4 protein-coding genes are annotated in these 6,422 nt (G+C 53.7%); all 4 read left to right on the top strand.

Annotation, left to right across the window (positions count from 1 at the left end; genetic code table 11):
* Positions 1 to 406: 406 nt before the first annotated feature.
* Genes F560_RS0121640 through cas7c form a run of 4 tightly spaced genes read left to right on the top strand, consistent with a single transcriptional unit; the run spans position 407 to position 6,152 of the window.
* Positions 407 to 2,638, top strand: a complete 2,232-nt coding sequence (locus F560_RS0121640; RefSeq protein WP_026298466.1) for a CRISPR-associated helicase/endonuclease Cas3 — start codon at positions 407 to 409, stop codon at positions 2,636 to 2,638.
* 22 nt (positions 2,639 to 2,660) lie between these two features.
* Complete coding sequence (gene cas5c / locus F560_RS0121635; protein WP_019007804.1) at positions 2,661 to 3,323, top strand: type I-C CRISPR-associated protein Cas5c; 663 nt, start codon at positions 2,661 to 2,663, stop codon at positions 3,321 to 3,323.
* Positions 3,324 to 3,332: 9 nt separating this feature from the next.
* Positions 3,333 to 5,201: a type I-C CRISPR-associated protein Cas8c/Csd1 gene (gene cas8c / locus F560_RS24005; RefSeq protein ID WP_019007803.1), complete on the top strand. Its 1,869-nt coding sequence runs from the start codon at positions 3,333 to 3,335 to the stop codon at positions 5,199 to 5,201.
* A 45-nt stretch (positions 5,202 to 5,246) separates the two neighbouring features.
* Positions 5,247 to 6,152, top strand: a complete 906-nt coding sequence (gene cas7c / locus F560_RS0121625; RefSeq protein ID WP_019007802.1) for a type I-C CRISPR-associated protein Cas7/Csd2 — start codon at positions 5,247 to 5,249, stop codon at positions 6,150 to 6,152.
* Positions 6,153 to 6,422: the final 270 nt, after the last annotated feature.

Raw genomic sequence — 6,422 nt, 5'->3', positions numbered from 1 at the left:
AGGAAACGGCGTCCACACCTCGAGAGGCAGAACGAAGGAATGTAAGGGCTAAGACCCAGCGTGACATGGGAGGGTAAGCCGTCGGGGGAATAGAGTGGATATCCAGAGTGCGGTCATACGACTCATCCATAGATTGGGAACAGCGTCCCAACCTCTATTCCCGCCTCCGGCTCCTCCAGAAAATTATGTCATAGCTACATGACTTATCCATCTTTCAGGATGGTCGATGGTTGAAAATCTAAGAACGAGTGAGAAAACGCGAGAAAACATTAAATAATAGTGGGAGGAATCGGATCGATTAGTATCGAAATTAGGCAAATAGGTTTATCATTCTAGCAAGAGGAAAGAAAAATAGTTCTTAAAAACTAAACCGAAGGACTCGACTAATAAAAGGGAGGGGTCCAGACTGTTCTATGCTCACCGAACGGATTCGGAGGATAAGAGCGAATGGCAGCTCCTTCAGACACACCTTGAAAATGTTTCGCGTCGGGCTGGGGAGTTCGCCGCCCAGTTTGGAGCCGAAGAATGGGGGAAAGCAGCAGGCTTGCTTCATGACTTCGGCAAATTTTCCATCTCCTTTCAAAAAAGGCTGGAAGGGTCGCCAATTCCGGTCGATCATGCAACAGCGGGTGCTCAATACATAGTCGAGGCTTGGAAGAACAAGACGGCAAGAATACTTGCGTATGTGATTGCCGGACATCATGCCGGGTTAACAGACTTCGGTTCGGACGCTGGAGACGAAGCTTGTCTTGCGCAAAGGCTGAAAAAGAAAATTGAGCCTTACAAAGACAACGCCATCGCTGTTATGGGGAACGTCGCCAGCACAACGCTTCCGCCTTCGATCAAGTGGGGAGGCAATCCCGGGCTTCAATTATCCATGTTCATTCGCATGCTGTTTTCATGCCTGGTAGATGCGGACTCTCTCGATACGGAGCAGTATTCGGAACGAAGCAAAGCCGGCCTTCGGGGGCATGACGTCGACTTCAAGGATCTACTCGCAAAGTATGACGCTTACATGTCGCAGCGCTTTTCAACATCGGACTTAACCATAGATGCCGCTAGGAATGAGCTGCGGCTCGAATGCCTGGCAAGGGGTGACAACGAGCAAGGCTTATACACGCTGACGCTTCCGACCGGCAGCGGAAAGACGCTGACTTCGCTCGGCTTTGCGCTCAAACATGCTGTCCGCCATCAGTTAAGGCGCATTGTGTATGTCATTCCTTATACTTCGATCATTGAGCAAAATGCGGCGGTTTTCCGGGAGGTGTTGGGTACAGAGCATGTGCTTGAGCATCAATCGAACGTTCAGCATGAATTGCCTGAAGATTCCGATTTAGGCCTCGATCTGAAGGAAAAGCTCTTACTGGCCGAAGAGAACTGGGATTATCCTGTAGTTGTAACGACGAATGTGCAGTTTTTCGAATCTTTATTCGCAAACCGACGGTCTCGTACCCGCAAACTGCACAATTTAGCCCGAAGCGTCATTATCGTCGACGAGGCGCAGTTGATGAACGGTGACTTCTTCAAGCCGTGTCTGCTGGCTCTGGAGGAACTGGTTCGCAATTACGGAGCTACTGTCGTGCTCAGTACGGCGACACAGCCGGATTTGGCCGGATTGCTTCAAGGAGCCGTACAGCATCCAATTCCGATCCGGGAGATGGTCGATCGCATTCCGGAGAGGTTCGAGCAGTTCAAGCGCGTTCGGCTGAAAATGCTGGGCAAAATCGAGGATGAACGGCTCGCGGAACGGCTGAGCGGGAACGGACAAGCGCTTTGTATCGTGAATACGCGCAGGGCGGCAAGGGAGCTTTACGAAAAGGTAACGGCTCTTATTGGTCAGGATAGCGTGTTCCACCTGAGCGCTCGCATGTGTCCGAAGCATCGGCTCGACAAATTGAACCTCATTCGCGAACGTCTGGATAAGAAGTTGCCGTGCGTGCTGATCAGTACGCAGTTGGTCGAATGCGGAATGGATGTGGATTTTCCGACGGTTTACCGGGAACTGGCGGGGCTCGATTCGATCGCGCAAGCAGCCGGCCGCTGCAATCGGAACGGAAGGCTTGGCGAAGGCCTGACCTATGTGTTCGAGACGGAGGCCACAGCCAGGTTGAAAGGGTGGTTCAGCCTGACGGCAGGAGTCGCCCGTTCGATTATGGAGCGGTATCCGGACGATCCTTTGTCGCTTGAGGCGGTCAGGGATTATTTTCAACATCTTTACTTCTATCAGACGCTAGGCGGCGAGTCTTCTCAGGATCTTACGGATAAGTACGGCATTTTGAAACAGCTTAACGAGCGAAAAATATCGGACTGCGAAATCCCTTTTCGTACGATTGCGGAACAATTCCGGCTCATCGACACGGACGCGAAGCCGGTCGTTGTGCCTTATGACCGCGAGGCCGAACAGCAATTGGAGGCATTGCTTAACGCCCCCAAGATTAACGGCATTATGCGTAAGCTACAGCCTTATGTCGTACAGTTGTATCCTCAGGAGTTCGAAGCATTCCGCCGGGTAGGGGAGATTGTAGAGGTTCGGGCGGACGTCTTCAAGCTGAAAAATCCGAAGCATTGGTACGACGACCAGGTGGGCGTCAAGCCTTTTTCGGAAGAGCATCATGCGGCGGAAATCTTGATAGGTTAGCACGACAAGGAGGAGAGGCGGCATGGGATTCGGAGTCCGCTTGAAAGTGTGGGGCGATTACGCGTGCTTCACGAGACCGGAGATGAAAGTGGAACGCGTCAGCTATGATGTCATGACCCCTTCGGCGGCTAGGGGCATTTTGGAGAGTATTCATTGGAAACCCGCGATCCGCTGGGTGGTCGACCGGATACATGTGCTGAACGAGATTCGCTTCGATAATATCCGGCGGAATGAAGTCGAGAACAAAATCCCCGTCTCGGCGGTAAAATCCGCGATGAACGGTAAAGGAGCGACGCTTGCGCAGGTGGTGACGGAGGAGAGACAGCAGCGCGCGACGATGCTGTTGAAGAACCCTGAATACGTAATCGAGGCTCACTTCGAGATGACCGGTCTTCGCGGCGAAGCGGACACGCCGGAGAAGCACTATAACATTTTCCTCCGCCGCGCCCGGCAGGGACAATGCTTTCATCGTCCGTATTTGGGTTGCCGGGAATTCGCCGCTCATTTTGCTTATATCGAGGAAGACGATCCCTTACCGCCATCCTTTTACAAGGGCCACCCCGATCGCGACTTGGGCTGGATGCTGCACGACATCGACTTCGAGAACGGCATGACGCCCAGGTTCTTCCGGGCGACGATGCGGGACGGCATCGTCCAAGTGCCGGCTTGGGGATCGAAGGGGTGAGCCGGAAAAATGATTATTCAATCGCTGTATCAGCGCTACCTCGATCTGGCGGCCGACCCTTCTTCCGGAGTCAGCGCTCTCTATTTCAGTACCGGCAAAATCTCTTATGTGCTGGAACTTGAAACGGACGGTCGACTGGCGGCTTTCCTGGACGTGCGGGACCATTCGGGCAAGAAGCCTCTTCCCCGAACGGTGACGGTTCCCGAGCAGACATCCCGTTCAAGCGGAATCGTTCCTTTTTTCCTGACCGACAAAGCCGAATATGTCATCGGATATTATGCTTTATCCTCCAAGGAGGCGGAGACGGTCAAGAAGTCTTCCGACGCCAGGAGAAAATACGAGGCTTTTAAAGATTTGGCTGTCAAAGTATTGAAAGACGTAGAGGACATAGCGGCCAAAGCTGTATTGGCATTCCTCGAACAATGGGACGTTGCGAAGGTTCGCGAACACCCGCTGCTGCAAGCGCACATGAGCGATCTGGACAAAGGCATCGACACGAATATCGCTTTCAAGCTGCGAGGGCAACTCGCTTTGGTGCATGAACTGGAAACGGTCAAGTCGGCCTGGATACGTTATCGCCAGGAACAGGACAGCGTCTCGGAATACGACTCGCAATGCCTGATTACGGGGGAGATGGACGTTCCGATCGCCAAGACGCATGGGAAAATCAAAGGCGTGCGCGGTGCGCAGCAGGCGGGCGCTTCTCTTGTGTCCTTCAACTTCCGGTCGGCCGAATCCTATGGCAAAGACCATCAGCAAAGCTACAATTCCCCAGTCGGCAAAACGGCCATGTTCGGTTATACGACAGCGCTGAACCATCTTCTCGCGTCTCCCCGCAACCGCATGTTGATGGGGGATATGACCGTCGTATTCTGGTCGGGCAGCAAGGAAGCCGCCGAGGAGGTCGAAGCTTTCTTCGCGGGAGCCGTCGATCCGAATGCCGCCGCTCCTGTAGAAGAAACATCCCTTACCGCTCAGCTCAAAGATGCGATTGTACGCATTCGCAAGGGGGACAGGCTGGAGACGAACATGGTTCCGCAAGGCGATACGCCCTTCTTTGTACTCGGCCTATCCCCCAATAATGCCCGGTTGGCGGTTCGTTTTTTCTGGCAAGGGAATCTGGGGGATATGGTAGAGAAGCTGGGGCAGCATGCGGCAGACTTTTCTTTAGCATCGGCGGACGGATGGAGAGAGGAACATCCGAGCAGCTATCGGATTCTCGAAGAGACCAGGCGAGTCGGCAGCGACGGCAAAAAGGTAGGCGACGAACCGCCCGCGCGTCTGGGAGGAGAACTGTTCCGTTCGATTCTTTTGGGAACGGCGTATCCGTATTCGCTCTACACCTCGATTCTGAATCGGGTGCGGGCGGACGGGATCGTTAACCCTCTTCGCGTCTCGATTATAAAAGCGCACCTTACCCGCTACTGTCGGATAAACAAGGTCGATTCCTATAAGGAGGCTTTAACCATGAGTTTAAACGCCGACACCAAAGAACCCGCGTACCGTCTCGGCCGGCTGTTCGCCGTTCTGGAAAGGGCCCAGCAGGAAGCGGCGGGCGGCCCCGGCCGTTTGAATGCGACGATCAAGGATCGTTATTTTAACGCCGCGTCCTCCAATCCTGCCGCTGTTTTCCCGATATTGATCAAGCTGTCGCAGCACCATATGAGCAAATCGCAGTACGGGAGCTTCCGAGACCGGGAAATGCAGGAGATTTTGGACGGGGTGGAAAATTTCCCGGCCCATCTGGATATGCAGCGCCAAGGCTTGTTTATTCTAGGGTACTACCATCAGAAGCATGCCTTTTCCGCTCAAAGTCAAGCGGCTGCGGAGGCGAAGAACGAAGCGGCCGCTGCGGCGGAGAAACAAGAACAAGAATAGGCTCCAGAAGGGTAACCCATTATTTTTCTAAGGGAGAGATAAACGATGTCGATGACCGAACAAAACTTGCATGCGGCTTCCACCGATTCCAAAGTGTTGGGAAGAAGAATCGATTTTTCGTTGTTTTTCGAAGTGATCAACGGCAATCCCAACGGCGATCCCGATGCCGGGAATATGCCTCGAATCGATCCCGAAACGGGACATGGCATTGTGACGGACGTCGCGCTTAAACGCAAGGTTAGAAATTATGTCGAGCTGACGCGGGCTGGAGAAGCGGGCTATAACATCTATGTCACGGAGGGGGGCGTATTGAACGAACAGCATCGCAAAGCCTATCGCGCGATCCGGCCGGCGGATGCCGACAGCAAGGAACTGAAGCCCAAAGATGCAGCCGAAGCGCAAGAACTGACGCGATGGATGTGCGCCAACTTCTTCGATATCCGGACGTTCGGGGCTGTCATGACGACGAAGGTGAACACGGGTCAAGTACGGGGGCCCGTCCAATTTACGTTCGCCCGCAGCATCGATCCTATCTTTTCTCAGGAAGTGACAATTACCCGTCAAGCGGTTACTCAGGAAGGAGCCGAGAAGGACCGCGAGATGGGACGCAAGCACGTCATACCGTATGCGTTGTACCGTATGGACGGTTATATTTCCGCGTATCTGGCCGGCAAAACCGGTTTTTCCGAAGAAGACCTGTCGGTATTGTGGGAAGCGCTGATGAATCTGTTCGAGCATGATCGCTCGGCATCCCGGGGGCAGATGGCTGTCCGAAAATTGGTGGCGTTTGAGCATTCTACCGCTCTCGGTCAAGCACCCGTGCACGTTTTGCTGGAGCGGGTAAGCGTACGGAAAAAGACGGATGCTCCGGCCCGCTCTTTTAGTGATTATGAGTTGGTGATCGATCGGGAGGGACTTCCCGAAGGCGTCGAACTGGTCGAGCGGGGATGAGCGGGAGGATCGGAGTAAAGCTTGGTCGATCCTGTGCAAAGGATTGAGCCGGAGTCGAGCCAGTGCGAACCCCAAGCTCACATCAGTTTCCCGGGAGATTCGCACCTCTTGTCCCATAAGGGATTTCGGGTTTTGAGGGGTTTGATTCTCCCGATTTCACCACCCGAATAGGAGATTCGTACAAATGGGCCTGAAAAGTCTTGCGACGCAAGGCTTTTCAAGCAACGCTGTAGCATCCCGCAGGGATGCGTGGATTGAAATAGATGCTGC

It is taken from the genome of Cohnella laeviribosi DSM 21336, assembly GCF_000378425.1.
Lineage (GTDB): Bacteria > Bacillota > Bacilli > Paenibacillales > Paenibacillaceae > Cohnella > Cohnella laeviribosi.
The sequence above is the reverse complement of the archived record's forward strand: the minus strand, read 5'-3'. Positions and strand labels throughout refer to the sequence as shown.